Source organism: Barnesiella sp. (genome assembly GCF_022723415.1).
Classification (GTDB): Bacteria; Bacteroidota; Bacteroidia; order Bacteroidales; family Barnesiellaceae; genus Barnesiella; species Barnesiella intestinihominis.
This window is the reverse complement of record NZ_JAIJHU010000036.1, coordinates 1-22,813: the sequence shown is the minus strand read 5'-3', so window position 1 is coordinate 22,813 and position 22,813 is coordinate 1. Positions and strand designations below refer to the sequence as shown.

At 44.3% G+C, this 22,813-nt stretch carries 15 protein-coding genes; 3 read left to right on the top strand and 12 right to left on the bottom strand.

What is annotated here, in order from left to right; all coding sequences use genetic code 11:
• Positions 1-16: 16 nt before the first annotated feature.
• From QVD32_RS08485 to porU (QVD32_RS08430), 12 genes are all read right to left on the bottom strand, one after another.
• Positions 17-1,096 (bottom strand): lipid A deacylase, encoded by a 1,080-nt coding sequence (locus QVD32_RS08485; RefSeq protein ID WP_008862493.1) that lies wholly within the window; start codon positions 1,094-1,096, stop codon positions 17-19.
• Positions 1,096-2,613, bottom strand: coding sequence for a glutamate--tRNA ligase (gene gltX, locus QVD32_RS08480; RefSeq protein ID WP_040296230.1), 1,518 nt, complete (start codon positions 2,611-2,613; stop codon positions 1,096-1,098). The genes QVD32_RS08485 and gltX overlap by 1 nt, the downstream gene beginning before the upstream one ends.
• A gap of 107 nt (positions 2,614-2,720) precedes the next feature.
• Positions 2,721-2,924: an exodeoxyribonuclease VII small subunit gene (xseB, locus tag QVD32_RS08475; RefSeq protein WP_008862491.1), complete on the bottom strand. Its 204-nt coding sequence runs from the start codon at positions 2,922-2,924 to the stop codon at positions 2,721-2,723.
• 7 nt (positions 2,925-2,931) lie between these two features.
• On the bottom strand, positions 2,932-4,197 hold the full coding sequence (gene xseA, locus QVD32_RS08470) for an exodeoxyribonuclease VII large subunit (protein ID WP_008862490.1): 1,266 nt from the start codon (positions 4,195-4,197) through the stop codon (positions 2,932-2,934).
• Positions 4,194-5,792, bottom strand: a complete 1,599-nt coding sequence (locus tag QVD32_RS08465; protein ID WP_008862489.1) for a S8 family peptidase — start codon at positions 5,790-5,792, stop codon at positions 4,194-4,196. Before QVD32_RS08465 ends, xseA begins: the two co-directional genes overlap by 4 nt.
• Entirely contained in the window at positions 5,789-6,922 is a 1,134-nt protein-coding gene (gene mnmA / locus QVD32_RS08460) for a tRNA 2-thiouridine(34) synthase MnmA (protein WP_271695468.1), read from the bottom strand. The genes QVD32_RS08465 and mnmA overlap by 4 nt, the downstream gene beginning before the upstream one ends.
• Positions 6,923-7,500: 578 nt before the next feature.
• The gene (gene ispF / locus QVD32_RS08455) at positions 7,501-7,977 is read right to left on the bottom strand and encodes a 2-C-methyl-D-erythritol 2,4-cyclodiphosphate synthase (RefSeq protein WP_008862486.1); all 477 of its coding nucleotides are present in this window, start codon (positions 7,975-7,977) and stop codon (positions 7,501-7,503) included.
• Entirely contained in the window at positions 7,974-9,179 is a 1,206-nt protein-coding gene (gene porV / locus QVD32_RS08450; RefSeq protein WP_021891591.1) for a type IX secretion system outer membrane channel protein PorV, read from the bottom strand. The genes ispF and porV overlap by 4 nt, the downstream gene beginning before the upstream one ends.
• Positions 9,180-9,231: 52 nt before the next feature.
• A complete protein-coding gene (gene porU / locus QVD32_RS08445; RefSeq protein WP_021891590.1) occupies positions 9,232-12,642 on the bottom strand; it encodes a type IX secretion system sortase PorU in 3,411 nt (1,136 codons plus the stop codon).
• 16 nt (positions 12,643-12,658) lie between these two features.
• Positions 12,659-13,276 (bottom strand): fumarylacetoacetate hydrolase family protein, encoded by a 618-nt coding sequence (locus tag QVD32_RS08440; protein WP_021891589.1) that lies wholly within the window; start codon positions 13,274-13,276, stop codon positions 12,659-12,661.
• Positions 13,277-13,281: 5 nt separating this feature from the next.
• Positions 13,282-13,929: a redox-sensing transcriptional repressor Rex gene (locus tag QVD32_RS08435; protein ID WP_021891588.1), complete on the bottom strand. Its 648-nt coding sequence runs from the start codon at positions 13,927-13,929 to the stop codon at positions 13,282-13,284.
• Between the two features lie 115 nt (positions 13,930-14,044).
• Positions 14,045-17,479 (bottom strand): type IX secretion system sortase PorU, encoded by a 3,435-nt coding sequence (porU, locus tag QVD32_RS08430; protein WP_021891587.1) that lies wholly within the window; start codon positions 17,477-17,479, stop codon positions 14,045-14,047.
• A gap of 283 nt (positions 17,480-17,762) precedes the next feature.
• On the opposite strand from porU (QVD32_RS08430), the gene QVD32_RS08425 reads away from it, so the two are divergent.
• From QVD32_RS08425 to QVD32_RS08415, 3 genes are all read left to right on the top strand, one after another.
• On the top strand, positions 17,763-18,107 hold the full coding sequence (locus tag QVD32_RS08425) for a translation initiation factor (protein WP_021891586.1): 345 nt from the start codon (positions 17,763-17,765) through the stop codon (positions 18,105-18,107).
• Between the two features lie 4 nt (positions 18,108-18,111).
• A complete protein-coding gene (locus QVD32_RS08420; RefSeq protein WP_118686873.1) occupies positions 18,112-21,363 on the top strand; it encodes a UvrD-helicase domain-containing protein in 3,252 nt (1,083 codons plus the stop codon).
• An 83-nt stretch (positions 21,364-21,446) separates the two neighbouring features.
• A complete protein-coding gene (locus tag QVD32_RS08415; protein ID WP_008862478.1) occupies positions 21,447-22,757 on the top strand; it encodes a phosphatase PAP2 family protein in 1,311 nt (436 codons plus the stop codon).
• Positions 22,758-22,813: the final 56 nt, after the last annotated feature.

The window sequence follows — 22,813 nt, the reverse complement described above, 5'->3', positions numbered from 1 at the left end:
ATTTTCTCTTGTCGGGTTACAAGATATTTTTCAGGTAACCTCGATTCTGTTTTCCCTTACGGTTTTTCCATGCTTGGTCGTCTATATAGAATCGTAGGGTGAGTTGCTGTTGAAAATCGAGGTTGCCGGGCGTATAATGCAGGTTGCAGGAAGCTATGCAATTAAGATAACTTTTGCGGAAAATGTAGGCGTATATATCCGTGCGATTATAGGTCGAAGACTGGTAGAACGGATCTCCTTGATTGAGCTGAGCTCCTAATTGGGGATAAAGGGGCATTTGCGAACCTCCTTTGTAAAATGTGTTATGTAGACCCAAGAAGCGCCATTCGGCCAATAAGTCTATGAGAATGCCTTGCGGGTGATGCCACGTCCCGACGTTGCGAAGCCGGTCGAGACTGATGTGATACCCCACTTTGAGGGTCAAGGTGTCCAACGGTGTGTATGTGGTTAAATCCAGTCCGATGTATGGGCTGGCGATGAGATTGTCGGTAACCGTATAGCGGCTATCCGAATTGCGAGGACGAGCCAAGTGGTTCATCACCAAATGCCCTCCCGCGAAAAGGTAGGGCAGGGGTTGCCACCGGCCGTTGAATACAGCCATGAAAGCCTCTCGTTTTACCTCGGTCTGTACTTGTCTCCAATCGATATAGAGCTCGGCGAATCCTTTGGCATGTATATACTGGAATAATGCACCTGCTATGTTGGGACGGAAGTAGGTGAGAGAATCGTATTGCAAGATTGCCGGTACGTTTTCGATTAATTGGGTACGGGGAAACATACCCAACGACATTCGGAATTTGGAGGTGTCGTAACGGTAATAGACCGTGGGGTGCACTTTGGCCTCGCGAGTGGATCCGTCGATGGGCTGTACCCATGAGGCTCCTGCCATGATCGTGCTATGTCCTATTCTGATACCGATTTCGGGAGACAAGCGTGTCCCGAAAAAAGTTTGGGACTGTGCTTTGGAATAACCGAACTCCCGATTGTCGAAAAATCCGGTCATATCTACGCTCCAAGCTATTTGCTGAGCCTTTGCAGGAAACAGTGCGGCAAGGAGAATAATCAAAAGCAGTGTATGTGGCAGTCTGTATTTCATTAACCTAAATATTCGATAGCCCGCTCGATACGCTTGATAGTCTCTTCTTTGCCCATGATTTCCGTAATGTCGAACATGTGAGGCCCTTTACATTCCCCAACTACGGCCAAACGGAAAGCATTCATGACGTTACCCAAATGGTAACCGTTCTGTTCGATCCAACCTAATACGACTTTTTCGGCCGGGGCAGACGAGAAGTCGTCCATATTGCGCAATATTTCGATGAGTTCACGCATTTGAGCGGGGGTCTCTTCTTTCCAGCGTTTTTTTACCGATTTTTCTTCGTAGGTAGTCGGTGCGACAAAAAAGAAAGCTGCTTGATCCCACAATTCTTTTACGAAACTTACGCGACCCTTTACAAGGCCTATGATACGGGCGACGGTGGATTTATCGGCTTTTATGCCTTTTTCTTCGAGAATAGGCATGAATAACTCGGTGAGCTCTTCGTTGCTCTTCTCCTGTATGTATTTGTGGTTAAACCATTTCCCTTTTTCATAGTCGAACTTAGCCCCGCTTTTGCTACATTTTTCGAGAGAGAAGAGTTCGATAAGTTCGTCCATCGACATGATTTCCTGATCGTTACCGGGATTCCAGCCTAACAGGGCGAGGAAATTAACCACGGCTTCGGGCAGGTAACCCGACTCGCGATATCCCGAGGATACTTCGCCGGTTTTGGGGTCGTGCCATTCGAGCGGGAATACGGGAAATCCCAACCGGTCGCCGTCTCGTTTGCTTAACTTGCCTTTACCGTCGGGTTTCAACAACAGGGGCAAATGGGCGAACCGCGGCATGGTGTCTTCCCAACCGAAAGCCCGGTAGAGCAATACGTGCAACGGAGCCGAGGGTAACCACTCTTCTCCACGGATTACGTGGGAGACAAGCATTAGATGGTCGTCGACGATATTCGCCAAGTGATAGGTGGGCAGATTGTCTGCCGATTTGTATAGCACTTTGTCGTCGAGAATGGACGAGTTGATGGTCACTTCTCCTCTGATAAGATCGTCGACTACGATGTCTTCGCCCGGCTCTATTTTGAATCTTACGACATATTGTTGTCCTTGTGCGATGAGGGAATCTACTTCCTCTTTGTCCATTGTCAGCGAGTTTCGCATTTGCATGCGAGTGGAGGCGTCGTATTGGAAGTTGGCGATTTCGTTTCGCTTGGCTTCTAATTCGGCGGGAGTATCGAATGCGATGTAGGCTTTTCCCGCATCGAGCAGTTGATTTACATATTTACGATAAATGTCTTTTCGTTCCGATTGCCGGTAAGGTCCGTAATTTCCGCCGTAGCTGACCCCTTCGTCGAACTTGATTCCCAACCATTCGAGGGCTTCGATAATGTATGCCTCGGCTCCCGGTACGAAGCGTTGAGAGTCGGTGTCTTCGATACGGAAGATCATATCTCCGTGATTTTGCTTGGCAAACAAATAGTTATAGAGAGCGGTACGAACCCCGCCAATATGTAATGCTCCCGTGGGGCTTGGTGCGAAACGCACTCGGACTTTTCTTTCGGACATATTCATATAGTTGAAAACTCGGCAAAATTAAACATTTTTTTTGTTTTTGGATATATAAACCGGCATATATTATATTGTGGGTGTTAAGAGCCATTTATATATTCTGTTTAATCGTTCAACTCGGCCAATATTTTTTGGAGAGCTTCGTCGGTCTCGAATAATTTGGATTTGCAGAATTTCAATAATTCGAGCGAACGTGTCGTGCATTTTTGCAGCTCGTCTATTTCGTATTCGTTGTTTTGTAATTTGTTTACAATCGTTTCCAACTCGGCTATCGCATCGGAGTAGGAGAGAGTCGTTTTTTTAGCCATATATATTTTATTTTGTTTTCGAAGGTTCTGTTTTTTCTATCCGGCTTGTCGTTTTGCCATCAGCAAAGATAGTCTCTATCGAGTCTCCGGGAGATAGCTCTGCGACACTTTTAACGACCCGGTTGCCGTGGAGGGTCAGGCTATATCCTCGTTCGAGTAGTGACTGGGGAGACAATAGCCGGACAGTCTTTTCCGTATGGTCTAGCTTGTTCCTTTCCGAATCGATAACGGCTCGTAAAGCGAGTTTGATTTGTTGAGTTAACAATCCGGTTTTATGTTTTTCTCCGAGTATCAGTCGTTCGATGAGCAGTGGAAGTGAGGAGGTCGCGCGTTGTATCGTCTGCTTTTCCCGGTCGATTCGACTACGGACTTCTGAGCTTACCGTGTGAGACAGATTGACGGCATATGTGTCGGCTTCGTGCATACGAGCGATAATCCATTCGGCTGCCGCCGTAGGGGTTTTTACCCGTGTGTTGGCTACCATGTCGATAACGGTGTCGTCTCGTTCGTGCCCGATACCGGTAATGACAGGTAGTGGGAATTGGGCTACATTGACGGCCAGAGGATAACTGTCGAAACTATTCAAGTCGGACGTCGCTCCTCCTCCCCGAATGATGACGACACCATCGAACAACTCTTCGTGCCGGTTGATTCGGTCGAGAGCATGAATGATAGATTGTTCTGTTTGGTCGCCTTGCATGGCCGCCGGGAAGAGAACAGTGTATATTTTGTACCCGTAAGAATTGTTTTGTATTTGATTCATAAAGTCGCCATAGCCGGCGGCCGACGGAGAAGATATGACCGCTATACGTTGCGGCAGTATCGGCCATGTGAGCTCTTTGTTCATGTCGGCCACTCCTTCTTCCCGGAGTTGTTGCAGTATGGCGGCTCGACGACGAGCCGCATCTCCCAACGTATAAGCGGGATCGATATCGTGCACGGTCAGGTTATAACCGTATAGCTCGTGAAAAGAGATACTGACTTGTATGAGAATTTTGATACCCGATGTGAACAGTTGTCCGGTCGACTGCTCGAACCACGGTTGCAATAATCGGAATGTCGTCGCCCAAATGGTGGCTCTGGCTTTGGCTACGGTTTTCCCGGATTGTTCTTCTTTCTCGATCAGTTCCAAATAACAGTGACCGGAAGGGTGTATTCTCGCCTCGCTGATTTCGGCGCGTACCCAATACCGTTCCGGCAAAGACTCTTGTAGGGTATTGCGCACGCAAGCATTTAGTTCGAGTAGTGAAAATTCTTTTTTCCCGGAGGTCATAACCGTTGTATTTTTTGAGTCCAATAATTTGATTGACAGCGGGCTGCCAGTATATATATCCCTTTTTTCAATGTGTACAAGGGCGTTTCAGAATTTTCCGAAACATTATACTCTTGTATAATAACGCCTTCCAAAGTGTATATGTGGAGGGTAATTGAGGTCTCGCCGATCGGTAGCCTTTTTATTTTTATGACGGGGATTCCTTCCCTGTCAATGATTTGTAGAGGAATATCTTCTTTTAGGGAGGGTTCGATTCCGGTTCCTTGACGATAGGCTGCATAGAAATCGGGTATGCCGTATCCCATGACGGAATCGGGTGTTAAAGATTGCGAACTGTTATTTTTGATGAGTCCGACGATTTCCTGTGCAGAAAGGTCGGGAAGAGCTTGTCGCAGACAGGCTGTAAGTCCTGCTATTATCGGCGCGGAAAATGAGGTCCCGTCTTTCCATGCCGTGTTTCCTTCGGGTGTTATTGTTGCGGCGGTAGCCCCGATTCCCATGATATCGGGCTTAATGCGGCCGTCGGCCGTAAATCCCCTGCCGGAGAAATATGCAGGTTTCAGATTGGGTGAAACTGCTCCTACCGTGAGAACGCCATCGACATCGCCCGGAAAAGTTGTCTTTCCCCAGGTGTTACCTCCTTCGTTCCCTGCACTTACCACGATGAGCAATCCTTTTTGTACTCCCATAGCGGCTGCTTGGGAAATAAATGCCGATTTGCCGTCAAGTTGATCCCATGTGTGGTTGAATCGGGAATCGTCGAATTCGGAGTAACCGAGAGAAGAGGTTATCACATCGGCTCCTATGCTGTCGGCATATTCGAGAGCCGCCACCCAATAATCTTCTTCTGCCGGATATTCCGTATCGGTATCTTCCGAACGCAAGAGCCAGTATGCGGCATCGGGGGCTGTACCGATAAAGACGGAACTGTCTTTGACCAACATGGTCGATAGGACGGACGAACCGTGTGTATCTCCGTGCGTGAAATCCATTTTCTTGTCTATGAAGTCCTGGTTCCCGATAATTTTATTTGGGTCGAACTTGGGATTGCGGTCTGCGTTGAAGAATCCACCATCGATGACGGCGATTGTCATTCCTTTTCCGGTGAATCCAGCTCGATGTAATTCGTCCCCATTGTGTACATCTATTTGCAGGGTGGCATCTCCGTAGGGATTCTCGGATTCCGATTCGATTTGTTTCTGCCTTTTTTTGAGGTTAGAGACAGGTTGTACGGCTATTCCTAAACTTTCGTGCTTTTTGACGAACGACAGAGAGGCGATTGCCGATAAGTCGGTTGTATCGGTCAATGCTATGGTGGCGGTGTTCAGCCACTTCGATGTGGCCAATATACGGGCTCCGAGTTCCGAAAGTTTTTTTAATCGGACGGGGTCTATGGGTAAATCGGTGGAGTCTATGGGAATATTCTGTTTTTCCCGATGGGCGATAGCCTGTTCTGATAAGAATTTCTCGGGTTCATCGACCGAGTGAACCGATTCGGGCTTGTCGTTGAACCATATCCGGTATTGTTGCTCTTGTGCTATATTATTGGCTGTGAAAGCGATGAAAAAGGATAATAGCAGTATCGGGCGTATCATAGAGCATACTTTTTTAATAACCGTTGATCGGCAATGATTCCACCGCCGATAATACAGTCGTTCTGGTAAATGACTGCCGATTGCCCCGGAGTTACCGCCGAAGCATCGGATTGAAAGCAGACTATCCATTCGTTAGGAGTTTCTCCTTTGCGAAGGGTCGCTGGTATAGCCGCACTGCGGTAACGAATTTGAACGTCGACCGGTTCCGATGTATTCAGAATGCCGGGTATGGTTTCGATAACATCGGTAATAACCATATTCCGGGTGAGCAGTTCCGACCGTTCTCCCAACCGTATCGTGTTTTTTATCGGATTTATGCGGGTGACGAACATGGGCTTCCCCAAAGCTATCTCCAATCCTTTGCGCTGCCCTATGGTATAGAATGGGAATCCTTTGTGCTGTCCGAGCTTCCGTCCGGCGGCATCGATAAAATATCCTCCTGTCACTTCCCGGTCTAAGTCGGGAAGTTGTTCACGTAAAAAGTCCCGATAGTCTCCCGGTATGAAACAAACTTCCATACTCTCTTTTTTTTCGACTTTTTCGTGGAATCCTTTTTTCTCGACGTATTGTTTTATTTCCTCTTTGGTGATGTCGCCTAACGGGAAAATGGTTCTGGCAAGTTCCTGCTGTCCGAGTCTCCACAAAAAGTAAGATTGATCTTTTTTAGGATCGGCGCCCCTGTTTAGTATGAAGCGATTATTTTTCCGTGAAATCCGAGCATAATGTCCGGTGGCGACCCATTGGCAATTCAACCGGTCTGCTTCCTGCAAGAGGTAATGCCATTTGAATTGTTTATTGCAAAGAACACATGGGTTGGGAGTATTCCCTTTTAAATATTCGTCGGTAAAACTTTTTATGACCGTTCTCTTGAAATCGTCTCTTACATCGAGAATGTGGTGTTCTATTCCTATCTTCTCTGCCAGTTCTTTGGCCTCTATGGCAAATTGAGGAATCGTTTGTCCTTCGTTCGGGAAATGTCGGGGTAAATCCCACATGCGCATGGTGAGACCGATTACTTCGTACCCTTGTTCTTGTAATATCATGCATGCGGCAGAGCTGTCTATACCTCCGCTCATACCTATCAATACTCGTTTGTCAGAATCCATAGCGTTTCGTGTTGCTGCAAAAATGCGGAAAGGTGAAAACCGAATAAAATGTATTCGCTCATTTTTATGTCGAGTTGTATCCTGTTTCGCATCTATTGCAAAAATAGCGAACTTTTACGAAGCCAGGTACAATCTGTTCATAAAAACGTATCTGTTGAGAATGTTAAAAAACGGGGAGTTTTTGGACGTCTCATGGGAAAAAGAGTATCTTTGAAAAAATATTGGGAATATAAGCGTTTAGAATATTACCTCTATTCGGAATCAGCAAAATTCTTTTTATGGTGGGGTAATAGACAACTAAGCGCCTACGCTTGTTATATGGACAAGCGTGGGCTGGTTGTTTATCCACCAAAGGTTTTGCTGAACCTCGAATAGGATAAACTATCAGGCTCACGCTTTTTTATTTTAAAGTTTCGTGAGTCTATTTCGTTTAGACGAGATTACGAAAGAGGGGATTTTCCTGTTTATTTTCTGCGAAAAGACCATGAATTGAACTTGTGGGCTACTTATTGGGTCATAGCCCTTTTTTCTGAGAATTGTTTGGTTAAAAAAAATCGCAGAAAAGAGAAGAGAAAGCTGTTGATTTTACGGCTTTCTCTTCGTTATTTTTCCAAAAGTACTACGGCATAAGCAGAAATTCCTTCCTCTCTTCCTGTAAAGCCTAATTTTTCGGTAGTAGTGGCTTTAATGGATATATCTTCAAGATCGATGCCCATACATTCTGAAAGTGTTTTTTGCATGAGAGGAATATGTGGGTTGAGTTTAGGGCGTTCGGCACAGACCGTTATGTCGGCATTTCCTATCGAAAATCCTTTTTCTCGAATGAGCTCCACGGTCTTTTTTAGTAAAATCTTGCTGTCTATGTTTTTATATTCGTTGGCCGTATCGGGGAAGTGAAATCCTATGTCACGCATGTTCGCCGCTCCGAGCAGGGCATCGCATAAGGCATGGATAAGAACATCTGCATCGGAGTGTCCCAGGAGTCCGAGGGTGTGCTCGATACGTATTCCTCCTAACCATAATTCCCGTCCTTCGACCAATTTGTGGACATCGAATCCGAAACCTATACGTGTTTTCATCGTCTTCCCAGAAGGTCTTTAAGCCCGTCCATGTCGAACGAGAGGGTGAAACGAAGTGTTTGATCCAAAGGACTTGTTTGTGCTGTTGCCACCATATATGCCGCATCTATTTTCAATACGTTCAAGGAAAATCCGGCTCCGAAAGAAAAATATTTGCGGTTTCCTTTGTATTTGTTTTCGTTAAAGTATCCGGCTCTCAGGAAGAATTGTTGATTGTAAGAATATTCGGCTCCTATCGAGAAGTTTATTTCTCGAAGCTCCTCTTTGAATCCTCCCGGAGCATCGGTAAACGATTTGAATATACCGGATATAGGTGAGGTATTTTGCCATTTCTCTTTGGCTTCTTCATACTCTTCTTCTGTTTCGTAATTGGAAACTTGGGGGGTAGAAGGAACTAATAATTTGTTGAGATCGAGGTTCAACGATAGTGTGTTATATTCGGCTAATGGAAAAAGAAACGATGTACCTATTTTCAAATTAGTAGGTAGGAATGCGTTTTCATTACCTCCGTCATAAGATACTTTGGTTCCGATGTTGGAGATATTGAAACCCAAAGACCATTGGCATTCGTTACGACCTATGATGGGATAAGTCGTGTAGTATCCCGATATATCGGCAGCGAAGGCCGATGCACCCGATGCATCGGAAACACTCGATTCGTCATAATGAAACCCTAAGTCGGAATAAATGTAACGGAATACGACACCCATAGAAAATTTATCGGACAATTTGCGGGAATATCCTACATCGAAAGCCATTTCATAAGGGGTTATGCTATTTTGTGCGTTTCCTTGATTATCGGTGAGTACGATTTCTCCCAATGAAAAATAGCGTAAAGAGGCACTTAATGCCTGTAAATCGCTGCTTCCCAATTTCCAATACCCCGCTAAATAGGCCAAATAGATGTCGTTTACCAGTTTGCGTAACCACGGTGTGTACGATAGAGATACACCTGCTTGGCTGTAAGCGAAAGCATATTTGGAAGGGTTCCAGAATTGAGAGTTTGCATCGGGGTCGGTGGCGACACCTAAGTCACCCATCGATGCTCCACGAGAATCGGGAGTTATGCTTAGCGAAGTGACTCCTGTATTGATAGGGTTGAATTCATTCTTGGTCGAATTTCCGTTGGCTGCAAGGGCATATACCGGCAAGAATAGCGATACAAGAATAATTGTTATAATATAAAAAGACAGTCTTTTCATCTTTGCTGACATTACGAATTACATGTATATAATAAACAGAGAATCGTGGGGATTATTGCGTGATAACCACGATTTTTTTAGCGGGTGTAACGATTGTCCCGGCAGATGTTTCGAAATAACCCTTGCAATAGTATTGACCGGCGGATACTCTTTTTCCGTTGTTGTCTTGGAGATTCCAGGTCAAGGGGAACGGGTTATTCTCGGTCGTTTCATACGACCAGATTTCTTCGCCTAAGGTGTTAGTAACAGAGATTCGGGTATGTTTCGATTCTGTGACGTCGTTCCCGTTTTGGTCCTGACACGAGATTGTCGCTCTTTCGGTCGCCGGTTCTTCTTCAAGGGAGATAGTATATGTTTCGCTGTTCTCTTTGACTTCGAAAGCTATGGTTACTTCCGATGAATTTCCTAAGGTGTCGAATACTTTGAATGTAAGTGTGTGCAATCCGTTACTCAGTCGAGGGAGGGGGTATATGAATTCTCCTTCGGGAATCTTGCTTTCTGCGATAGGCTTGTAATAGCGAGCGACGTTTTCTTCGATACATGCGCCATCGAGCGATAAGGTCATTTGTTTGCCTAAGCTGTTTCCGTTCCATATACCGGAAGGGTCCGAGAATTTACAAACGAACGTGGCCGGATTGTTTACTAATATTCCTTCGGTGAAGGAATCGTCGTTAATTCCGGCGAACTTGATGTCGGGGCCTTGTATATCTTCTGTTATCGGTTCGACAGCCGTGCTGACGATTAATTTATCGGTATATCCGTTGGCTTCTCTGCCCGATTCGTCATAGGCGTACAAATTTAGCAGCCCGGATTTTCCGGAATGTGAATTGTCAATCGGGAGTGTGACGGTGATTCGGAATGTCCCGTTTTGTATCGTGCCTTTACCGGTAGTCAATAAATCGGGGCGATGCGTATAAGTCCATGTTTTTTTGTCTTGATGTGCCAATGTGGTGAACTGTTTTTCTTTGTCATATAGGTTATAGTATATATAACCGTTGAAATCGGAAAGTAGCTCGTTTTGGTGAGATCGTATTTCACCCTCCACCGTATAATTTTTGCCCGGAATCATTTCGATATTTTTTTCGCCGCTATTTCCGTTTATGCGGGTAACTTGTATGGAATGTTCGGGGTAAGCAAGTTTTAAAGCCGGATCTCCGATAAGAACGTAGTTGAGTTTGTTCTTGTCGATTTCGGTGTTGAAATCTTGTTTAGCCAGTTTTAAAACATCTCCGATTCGTAAAGGAGAACCATTGGAATCCCGTTCTAAGAGTCGCTTCATTAATCGTTGATTGATCTTATCGTTTCCATCGGTATAAACCACACGGGTAGTCGTTATTAAGGCTATGGCTCCGGCAGAGGGGTTGAGGAATACGTTCTCTCCGGCTGAAACGTCTTCGGCATCGAATTGGCAGTAGTCGCATGTGATGGTGATAAATAGGGGTAACCGCGTATTGGTAAGATGGTCCATTTCATATCGGGAAAATAATCCTTCTCCGGTAAATCCTACTTCGGGGTCGTTGTGCCCTATATAATTGAAGACGAGCATACCTTCATTGAATTGTTTCATCAACTCCCGATTGGCTTCGGGGTATTTTTTTGTTTGGGGATCCATGTAATAGGAGTCGATGTATATTTTATTCACTCTGAATCCCAATCTCGGTTGAGAAGTATTTTTGAGTAAAAGGGTGTCACTTCCTCTATCGGCTTGTTCGGCGTGTATCGCTTCGTCTCCATCGTCGGCAGCTATGCAGATATTGTTTTTCCATGAGGAGAAGTCTTTGTCGTGTACATATCGATATAGTTTATCTACTACCAATCGTGCGTTTTTAATCGAGGAAATGGGAAAACGACCGATTCCTAAACATACTTTATCGACCTTTATTTCTTCGCCCGAATTGTTTTCCAAGAAACCGAAATAATCTTCTATAACGAATGATTCTCGTTCGTCGATACTTGTTTTCGATTGGTAGGTAAGTAACATGTTGCATTCGGGTGAATGTAACTTTTCCATAGATTTGCGGTTGTTGTAAGAACCGTCTCCGAAAAGAAGCAGATAACGCGGACGAACGTTTTCATTACCTTCGGCTCTGTCGTAAAACATTTTCATTAATCTTCGATAGGCCGAGGCATCGGGTGTTCCCGATGAAAATTCGTTGAAAATTTTTTCTTGTTCAATAACTGCGACGGTTAGTCCTTCTTCTCTGTGCAGCTGAGCTACGCGTTCGGCTTCTGTCTGTAATGCTGCTGGGGTGATGATCGTTAGTTCGGGGATATTCAATGCGTGTAAGTTTTGGTTTTCGATTTGCCGTACGAAGGACGGAGAAGGAAAATTTTGTTCCGGGTCGAACGCAATGAACTCTCTGAGTTGAGCATCTTCTGGTGTAAATGAGGTTGTGTTGTTATCGAATGAGGTTGTAATGTTTTTCGGTCTATGGGGCGTAGTGACGTCCCAAACCAATGTTGTGGCTGTACTGTTTTCTATTTGGTAATAATTGTCGGTTTGCCGGTTGATAAAACGAAAGCAGACTTGCCCGTTGTATAATTGTAACTTACGTTTATAATTGAGTCTGATGTAATCGAGATATGCCGATAGGGTTGTTCCAGTACTGGCGTAGCGAAGGCTTATCGTTGATTCTTCCTCGGCTCGGTTCACTGTTTTAAGTGGGGAAGCTACTCGAAGAAATTCATGGCTATCGTAATATTTTGTGATTTTGTTCGAGGTATTGGTCGGTAATTCGGTCCCATTGTAAGAAATGTGTATATACCCTTCGCTTCCACTGATTTTTGCTCCGAAAGATACTCTTATTTTTATCGGAGAGGGTTGTGCTCCCGATAGGTGAAACGTGAAGTCTTGATTCGAATTCGATAGAAAATCTTCACCGAAGAAATTTTGTCCCGTTTTGCCTACCGATATTAATTCTTTTTCGTGTAGGGCATAGTCGTCGAATACGGTAATCGGGGTATCGATTTCGGTCGGTAAGGAAGATGATATGGTAGGAAAGTCGGAAGATTCGATGTTTCTATCTGTCAGGAAATAGCAGGCATATGTAGAATAGGGGTGAAGCCGATGTACAAATTCTTGACTGGCAGAATCGAAAGACCATTTGGTAGTGCCTTGCGAATAAAAATATAGTTTGTTGTTATGCCGCCAAAGTGGAATTTGCGGTAGGTCGTCTATGTAGTTATCGCTGTTTGCAAATAGTTCATCGATGACGGTTCCTCCATATCCGAACAGTTTTATTTTTGAAGGGTCTGTAAAACCCCAAGCCCTCAAAGAGTCTTCTGTTATTTGGTAAATTCCTGCATCGGTTGTCGATATCTTTACCCAATTGCCTTCCGCTAATATGGAGTTTTCCGCATAGTCTTGTCGATCTCTTCCGTATGTAGGTTGGAGTAAAATATAAAAACAAGCTATAATGGATAATATTCTTTGTTTTTGTGTTCGCTTAATCGTATGAGGCATTGGTATAAACTAATGGCTATTTAACAAAAAAATCAAGAACTTTTGTTTCTTCCAAATACCCTTCGAGATGGTCTCCTATTTTTACGGGTCCTACTCCTGCCGGTGTTCCGGTAAAGATGAGGTCTCCTATTTTCAAGGTATAGAATTGGCTGATATAAGCGATGAGTTCATCGATGTGGAAAATCATATCTTGACTATTGCCTTGTTGTACTTTTACTCCGTTTATAAACAAAGAGAAATTTATATTGTCGGCTTTGGGTGTTTGTTCGGGTAATGGAATGAATTTTCCGATGGGAGCCGAGTTGTCGAATCCTTTTGCAATGTCCCACGGATTTCCGTTTGCCCTTGCTTCGGCTTGCTTGTCCCTGGCCGTGAGGTCGATGCCTACCGTTACAGAGTCGTAGTATCGATGTGCAAATTTACTGGCTATGTTTTTCCCTAATCGGGAAATGTGGAAAACCAATTCGGTTTCGTATTCGATACGGTCGGAGAATTGAGGTAAAAAAAATGGCTTCCCGTCTTTTAGTAAAGCCGTTTCGGGTTTAAAAAAAATGATGGGATTTTGAGGAGTTTCTTTTTGGTTCATCTCTGCATTGTGTCCTCTATAATTCCAACCGACGGCAATTATTTTCATGAGATTTACTTGATATTATTTAACCGATTGAACATAACGGCTAAATGAGCATAAATAGATGTGTTTTGAATAACTATATGTTTGGGAACTCGAATCCGGTAAGGGGTAAAGTTCCAAATCGCTTTGATACCTCCGGCTATCATCTCTTCTGTCGCACTTTGAGCTTTGTCTATCGGGACGGTCAATATTCCTATTTGGACACCCAACTCTTTTTGCTTTTGAGTGAATTGAGACAGGGGATATACCGGAATATGATTAATGAAGGTTCCTGTCAACTCGGGTTTGACATCGAACCCGGCAACGACTTCGAGACCGTATTGCGACAATCCCGAATCTTGCATGAGCGCGGCCCCCAAACTTCCAACTCCGAAAATGAATGCTTTGTGCATAGACGTGAATCCGAGAAATTCTTCCAGTACTGCGACTAACGAATTTATTTCATAACCGACACGTGTTTTCCCCGAAATATTGATAAAAGAGAGGTCTTTGGCTATTTTCGACGAATCTACGCCTATTTCCTTTGCTATTTGTGTGGAAGAAACATATTCTTCTCCTTTTGTTTGTAGCAATTTTATATAAGCCAAATACCACGGAAGCCTGCGAAGCGAAGGCTCCGGTAATTTAATTGTAGATTTCGATTCCGAATTATACATCTTTTTGACTGTTTGATATACAAAGATATAACAAAATACTGAAATTTGGTTCAAATATTTTTTACTCGATCCCTTAAAAGGGATCGGCGATGTATATCCTTGTCGAAGAAACAGTCTATTCTCTGCCGGTCACACAGAGTTTTTTCGAACGAGTGGTTTCGTGTTCGTTATCGGTCGATATAATCGCTTTGTACAAGTAGATACCACCGGGAACCCGAGTTCCGCTACCGTCGGTCAAATCCCATGTAATCGGGTAAGACTTGTACATGTCGGAGAGGCCTTTCCCCGTATAACGCCATACTTCTACTCCCATCAGATTATATACCGATATGGTTACGTTTATCACGGCATCCGGTCTGTTGTGTCTCAAATAGAAATTTGTCGAAGTGCTGGCCGGGTTACGATCGGCATACAAGTCATAAATAACAGGTTTTAATCCGGCCTTTACCGTAAAGCCTATTTCGGTTTCCGACGAATTGTTTTCGGTGTCCCACACTTTTAATCGTAAAGAGTGTTCCCCTTCGCTCAGTCCGCTCAAAGGGTATGCGATAAACCCTCTGCCGAATTCGCCCAATGCAGGTTGGAAGTAAGAAGATACGTCGGTATATACGGTTTTATCGTCTAAGGTAATAGTCATCTGATGCCCGATACCGGCATCGGATATGTTTATTCCCGATTCATCATACACCTCGGCCATAAACAGAGGCGATTCGTTGACCGTATCACCGTATTTGAACTCTTCGGAGTTGAGGTAGGCAGAATATATCTGCGGACCTTCAAAATCTTCGTTCGAGTCGTCGTTAAATCCTCCTACGATAAAGTTGGATTCATTGCCGTTTCCCTCTTGACCTTCATCGTTATAGCAATATAGATTTATCAATCCCTTGTCATCGGCAAAGTTGATTTCTCTCGGGACTTTGAATGAAATTTCAAAAATGCCGTTGACGATAGAGTCTTTTCCCACATAAAGGCGGTTGCTCCTTTCTTTAAATTCTATGGCTTTGCCTTCCTCTCCATAGCCGTGGGTTACTACGGTTACTTCGGAATCATAGACCGTCGGACAGATGATACCGTTATAATCGGTCGCTTTTTCTCCGCCGGGGGTATATATCTCTCCCTTTATAGAAACGGAGTCTCTCGCTTGTATGGTCGGTGTGGTTTGAGTGATGTCATGCCCGTTTATTTCGGTTACCTTAATTTGGTAATCGGGGTATAATAATTTTAGAGCCGGATCTCCCAATAGGGTGTAGTTCAATTTGTTGCTGTCTGTTTGTGCAATGTTGCATTTCGCTTCACGCAATATGTCGCCGAGTCGTGGATACTCGTGATTTTCATTTTTTTTGAATATTTGTTGCGCTACACCACTGTTGAGATAGTGATTGTCGCTGATATAAACGACTCGGGTCGTGGTGATGAGGGCTATACCTCCTCCGTTCGGATTCAGGCAAAGGATTTCTCCACCCGATGTTTCTTCGTGATCGTAACGTCCGAAGTCACAAGTCGCTGTGATAAACAGTGGCAACCTTTTTAAATACATGGATTGAATGTCGCCTATATTCAACAAATCTTCATGTGTCCATGCCACGGTACTGCCGTGACCTATATAATCTACTACGAGAACGCCGTCATCTAAAATTTGTAATAATTTTTTCTTGGCCGAAGGGTATGTTCGTCCCGTGGAGCCTATTTCTGCCGTGTAAGCATCCGTGTAGACTTTGTTGATGAAACAGTGGGCATCGCTATTCTCCATAATGCTGCAAATCTCTTCGGCCTGTTCCATGTGAATGGCATAATTTTCATCGTCGGCGACGACAAGAACCTGATTTTTCCAAGAGCCCTTATCGTTATTCTCTATGTAATTGTATAATTTGGATACCACATCTTTGGCTTCTTGTTCGCTTTTTATGGGCAAACGGCCTATATTGACACGGAGTTTATCCGACGCTATTCTATTCCCGGAATCGTCGTCGAGGAATCCGAAGTAATCGTCTGTCGTATAGGATTGACGTTCGTCTGTTCCGCTGCCGTGCTGGTATGTGAGGAGTGTGGGGTATTTCACATATTTACCGGTTTCTCCTATTTTTCGGTTATCGTATAATCCTTTTCCAAAAAGCAACAGGTATAAAGGCTCTCCATCGAGGCCGCCTTTTCGATCGAAAAACATTTTCATCAGTCGTCGATAGGCTGTCGCATCGGGTGTTCCCGAGGAGAATTCGTTGAATACGGTTTCATGGTCGATGACAGCTACCTCCATACCGTCGTTCTCATTATGCAATCGAGCGATGCTTTGGGCGTAGGAGATATATTCTTTGGGCGTGAGAATAACCATGTCGGGGGTTGTCAAACCGTGTAAATTTTGGTTAGGTACTTTTTCAATAAACTCTACCGAGGCAACGGTAGCTTGTTCGTCGAATGCAATGTATTCTTCATTTCCTTTCGTAGGCACGAAACGTGCATTACCGTTGTTGACGTTGGGTTTGATAGAAACGGGATTCAGAGGATCCGATATATCCCAGATATGAGTCGTCGCCGAGTATCCTTGCAGGTTATAGCAACTGTTCGCAGGGAGCTGACCCAGCCGGAATTGGATACTTCCGTTGTATAATTGCAATTTCCTTTTGTAGTTGAACCGAAAATAATTGAGACGGGCCATAGAGAGAGAACCTCCGTTTTGGCGGAAAAGGAGCGTAAAAGCCAGTTCCTCGCTGTCGAGGTCGATTTCTTTGAGCGTCGAGGTCATTCTTACGAAGTCATAAGAACTGCTCGATCCTGCTCCTATATTGTCGGTGTTGCTCGATGGAAGAGTTTGTCCATTGCGGGTAAAGACAAGTGTGGCAGTTCCACCTAATATTTTCGCTCCGAAAGAAGTTCTTAATTTTACAGGAGAGGAATTGTCTACACCGGGAAGTTCGAATGTAAAACTCTTAGATGTCGTATAACGGAAATCGTCGCCTAAAAATAATCGTCCTGTCGAACCGGGAGAATATAATTCCTGTTCGTACACGGCGTGTTCGTCGAATGAAGTTATGTCCTGTAATCCGGTCGTTTGTCCCCCTTCCCGTTCGGCGATGGTCGCCGATTGATTTTTACTGTCGGTCAGGAAATAATATCCTGCGGTAGAATATGTGTTTTGTTCATGGTCGTATTCTTTGGTTTTTTCGTTATACGACCATGAAGTGGGGCCTTGTGCGTAGAACAATATTTTACTGTCGGTGCGTATGACGGGTAACTGATTCAGGTCGTCTATATCGTTCTCAGAAAATGTTTCGGGTAGCATGGCGCCTCCGTATCCGAAAACGGTCACGGCCGAAGGATCGGAAAATCCCCATCTACGGAGTTCCCGATAGGTGATTTGGTGAATACCGGATTCGTAAACAGCCACTTTTACCCAATATCCGTCGGCGAGTTGCGATTGGGTCGCATAACGGCTGGGGTTGAGTGCAAACGATGTCTCTATGGTAAAAAAGAGCGTGCTTATGCACAGCCATATACGCAATAAGGACAAACGGTTTGCAAAGAATATATCGTGATGTCTCGTAATATCTTTCATCGTATTTTATATAACGGGAAATCGCTCGGTTTATTGCTGAATAAAAAGCGATGCGGGTTGTTTCGTATCGCTATCTTTATTATTTTTGAGGACAAATATAGCGAAAGGTGAGAGCAGAGACAAACGGAAATTGTATTTCGGGGTTGGCTATGCCGAAACGCATCCTATATTCTACAAATATAGCGAAAGGCGGGAGTAGAGGCAAATGAAAACGGTTTTTGAATTTAACTATGCGAGATTGCCTTTTATATCCTAAATTAATAGAAGAGATAAAATTACCGAAATGAAAAAAAATAATGATTGGAAAGACAGATTGAATGTAGTTTATTCTACGAATCCCGATTTCAAATTCGATAATGGCGAGGAAGATGAACCCGAAACTTTGGAACCGGGGAAACAACAGTTGCGCATATCGTTGGATAAACGCAACAGAAACGGAAAATCGGTTACGCTCGTGACCGGATTTGTCGGTACTGCCGAGGATTTGAAGGCTTTGGCGAAAAAGTTGAAAACCAAGTGCGGGGTAGGAGGGTCTGATAAAGAAGGCGATATATTGATTCAGGGAGATTTCCGTCAAAAAGTGTTGGAAATTTTATTGTCGGAAGGGTATCGAGCTCGCATTATCTGATTTTATGTTACATATATACAAAGCATCGGCCGGTTCGGGTAAGACTTATACCCTGACATTGGAGTATATTAAATTGCTGTTGGGATATAGGGACGAACAGGGGCGTTACCGGTTATATCGGAAGAGCGATGCACAGCATCGACGTATTTTAGCGGTTACATTTACCAATAAGGCGACCGAAGAGATGAAGCATCGTATCGTTTTCCAGCTCGATATATTGGCGCACGATACGGAGAAGTCGCCTTATGTCGATGGCTTGATGCAACTGTTCGGTTGTACGGTTGAACAGATTCGGGGTATAGCTTCGGAGACGCTGTATGTTTTGTTACACGATTTTTCTTATTTCAATATCAGCACGATCGACCGTTTCTTTCAACAAGTGCTTCGGAATTTTACCCGCGAAATTGGATTGCAGGGCAGTTTTGAGATAGAGATGGATAACGATTTCGTTACGGCTTCTGCCATAGACCGCATGTATTCCGAATTGTCCGACATCGACCAAAAAGGTCTTCTCAACTGGCTGATACATTATGCCGAGGAGCGTATAGAGTCGGGGAACTGGTGGAGCTTGGGAAATCGGTCCGAACGGAAAGACGATTTGAGAGAACTGGCCGGGGAGCTATCGAAAGAAACTTATAAATTGTTTCGTAACGAGATACTTTCGCAAATCAAGGATAAGTCGGTTCTTGACGATTATCTGAAAGAGATGCGCCGTATCCGTGTCGAGTTCGAGTCCCTTTTACGGAAATTGGGAGAGGCAGCTATGGCTGTACTCGAACGTTATGGATTGTCGCCCGATGATTTTAAGGGGAAGGGGCGTTCTTGGATTCAGTATCTTAAAAAAATTGTCGATGGAAAAGTGGAGCCTCCGACACAGACTTTTCGGGCAAATGTGGGCAATCGGGACGGTTGGTTTTTGAAAAAAGAAATACCGGCTTGTATAGATAGTCTCTATGAGGAACTTAATCCGGTGTTGCAGGAAATGGTAAATTGTTTCGGAGAACCTTATGTGCGTTACAACACAGCGGTACAAAGTTCGAAGTATATTTATGCTTTGGGGATATTGGTCGATATAGACCGCCGTATCGAGGAGTACGAAAAGGAACATAATGTACTTCTCCTGTCCGATACGGCCGGTATACTCAATGCGGTTATCAACGAGAACGATGCCCCGTTCATTTATGAAAAAATAGGGACGAGGGTCAACCATTTTATGATCGACGAGTTTCAAGACACCTCCAAACTGCAATGGCAAAACTTCGCACCTCTCATAGGAGAGAGTTTGAGCCATGACCACACCGATTTGATCGTGGGTGATGTGAAACAGAGCATTTATCGGTGGCGTAACTCCGATTGGTCTTTGTTGAATGAAGGCGTTCAGTCGTTGTTCAGACCGTCGCAGTATAGCGAAAGGTCTATGAATATGAACTATCGCAGTTGTGCCTGTATAGTAGAGTTTAATAATAGAATCTTTGGCGAGGCTGCTCGTTTGTTACAGCAGAAGTTAGAGCGAGAGATCGAGGAGTCTGCTTTGGTCGAAGGGAGCTTCGATGTCAAGATAGAAAAGGCTTATGCCGATATCGGGCAGAGAGTTGCCGATTCGAATCTTTTGCGCAGCGGTCATGTTTCTGTAACGATGTGGGAATCGGATAAAAAGGAGGATTTTTATAACGACTCCTTAGCTCGTATTCCCGATTTGTTGAGGGATTTACAGGATAGGGGGTACACCCCCGGTGACATAACGTTTTTGACGAGAACTGCCAGAGAAGGGACCATGCTTGTCGATTTGTTGTTGCGTCTGAATTCTGAGAATACCGATGGGCGTTATCGTTACGACGTTATATCGAGTGAGTCGTTGTTGATAAGAAACTCTCCTATAATCAATTTGTTGATAGGAATTTTGAGATATATTCAAGATCCTTCGATCGAATTGAACCGACTGTTGGCTGTCTATGAATATAATAGCCGAAAATTCAAGGCGTCTGATGATGCGGTTATTTTGTCCTATTTCGAAGATAGAGAGAACATCGGGAGGCATCTCGATAATGATTTTTTCTCCTTTGTCGAGAGTATTCGCAAAGAGCCTTTGTTCGAGATGTGCGAGCGGATTGTTTCTTATTTTTCAGATGAGGGGGCTGACGAAGGTGAACGGGTGTATATACAGGCTTTTCAAGATTATGTTTTGGATTATTGTCGGACACATACGGCCGACTTGGGTTCGTTCTTGTCGTGGTGGGACGATAATGAGGATAAGTTGTCGGTGACGACTCCGCAGGAGCAAGATGCCATGCGGGTAATGACTATACATAAATCCAAAGGCCTTGAATTTAAAGTCGTAATCATTCCTTTTTGTAATTGGAGTTTGGATCATCAGTCCAATCAAACCAATTTTGTCTGGTGTCATACTCATGAAGAGCCTTTTTCTCGTATTCCGGTGCTACCGTTACGATATGGTAGCAGTTTGGCCCAGACCTACTACGCAACCGAGTATTTCGATGAAAAGATGTATGCTTGTATCGATAATCTGAATATCGCTTATGTCGCTTTTACCCGGGCGGAAGAAGAATTGCATATTTTTGCTCCGGCTGTTAAAAATAAAAGCGACAAAGGGCGTTTCGGCAGTATCTCGGCAATGTTGGGTGAAGTGTTGTTCCCGGAGGGGAACGATGGCGGCGACCTTCGTTATGAGGCCGGAATCGATTGGCGAGCCGAGAAAAAAAAGAAAAACGTTTCTGCCGTACCGGCTTTTCCTGCCGGTATATATCGCTCTATCGAACCGGGAAATCGGTTGCACTTGCGATTGCAAGGGAAGGGCGTTTTCGGTGAGGGGAAGGATCGTACATACGGTACGCTCATGCATCGCATTTTGAGTCAGATAGAAACTCTCGATCGCGTCGACGATACGATTGCTGCGTTTGTCCGTTCGGGAGAGCTTTCCGAGTCGGAGTCGAAATCGATTCGTGAGGATATAAATCGTTGGCTTGCCGACGAACGGGTGAGTTCGTGGTTCTCGCCGGGGGTGAACGTGTGGACGGAAAGGGAAATTTTACAGCCCGATGGTTCGTTTTATCGTCCCGACCGGGTTGTCGAAACGGACAATGAGGTTATTGTTGTCGATTATAAATTCGGGAATGTGGAACGTGCCTCATACAAAAGACAAGTAAATACTTATACTTCCTTGATTGAAAAGATGGGATATGACCGAGTGTCGGGATTTATTTGGTATGTGTCTCTTGGGAAATTAGAACGGGTTTAAAATATTTAATTTATTTTGGATAAACGGAATAAATAATAGAAATTTGTTCCGTTTTTATTGTATTATTCTAATCGCTCGATAAGATGAGATTCATTACAGGATTGTTGGTGACCGGGTTGCTGTCTTCTTCGGTATTTAAAGTAGGTGCGGTCGCTCCTAAATCAGAGGTTAACGATACGATTGTCGATTTAAGACCGCTCGTTTACGAACAACCGTTTCAGAGGAAAGCCGATAAAATTACCGATGCGAAGTGGTTCCAGATGACCTACGTGGGAGTTCCGTTGGTTATTGCCGGTTTGTCGGTGAAACATGGCAGCGAGCATTTTCGTCAACTTAGAGAAGATTTTGTTCCAAATTTTCATTACGGTTATGACGATTATCTGCAATATGCTCCGGCCGTAGTTATGTTAGGGTTGAAAGGATTCGGTGTGGAAAGCCGCAGTTCGTGGGGACGTATGTTGGTTTCCGATGCTTTTTCCGTGGCTATAATGGCTTCGGTTGTCAATACCATTAAATATACGGCTCATGTGCGTCGACCCGATAAAAGTAATTATAAATCCTTTCCCTCGGGGCATACGGCTACTGCATTTATGGCGGCCATGATGATGCATAAGGAGTATGGCGATCGTAGTCCGTGGTATAGCATTTCGGCTTTTACAGTCGCAACGGCTACGGGAATTAGTCGGATATTGAATAATCGGCATTGGTTGTCCGATGTGTTGGCGGGAGCCGGTATCGGTATTCTTTCAACGGAATTAGGCTATTATTTGGCCGATTTGATTTTTAAGGATAAAGGTCTTAATTTCGAATCTCCCCGGTATTATCCTTTGTTGGAAAATCCCTCGTTTGTAGGGCTTTATATGGGTTTTATATCCGGGTTGGGAAGTATAGATATAGGTAACGGACTTCGAATAAACACGAATATAGGTAGCCGTATGGGTGTCGAAGGAGCTTATTTTTTCAATAAATACATAGGTTGCGGCGGATTGGCGACGGTGTCCAATATCCCCGTATCGCTGAATAATCGTCCCGATGTCACGTTAGAGGCGATAGATGAGAGTCGGGTTATGGCAGGGGCTTATTTCTCATATCCTTTTACAAGACGTTGGAACTTGGGGTGTAAGGCGTTGGCTGGATATAGTTATATACTGGACCGCTCGATTGGTCGTGACGAGATAAAATTGGGAAATAACGGGTTTGCTTGGAGTGCAGGCGTGTCGGTTGGTTATGTGTTGAAGCGCAATTTCGGGGCAAGACTGTTTTGCGACTACTCGTCTACCTCGACTTCGTTGGGCTTGTCTCCCTCTACCGAACTGGGTATCATGGATATTTCGTCGAAAAATCGTACGATCCATGCTCTCACATGGGGAGCGACGGCGAATATTCTGTTCTAAGGAAGTGTGGAATTACATAAGTATAGATATAAAGAAAGCCGTATCGATCGATACGG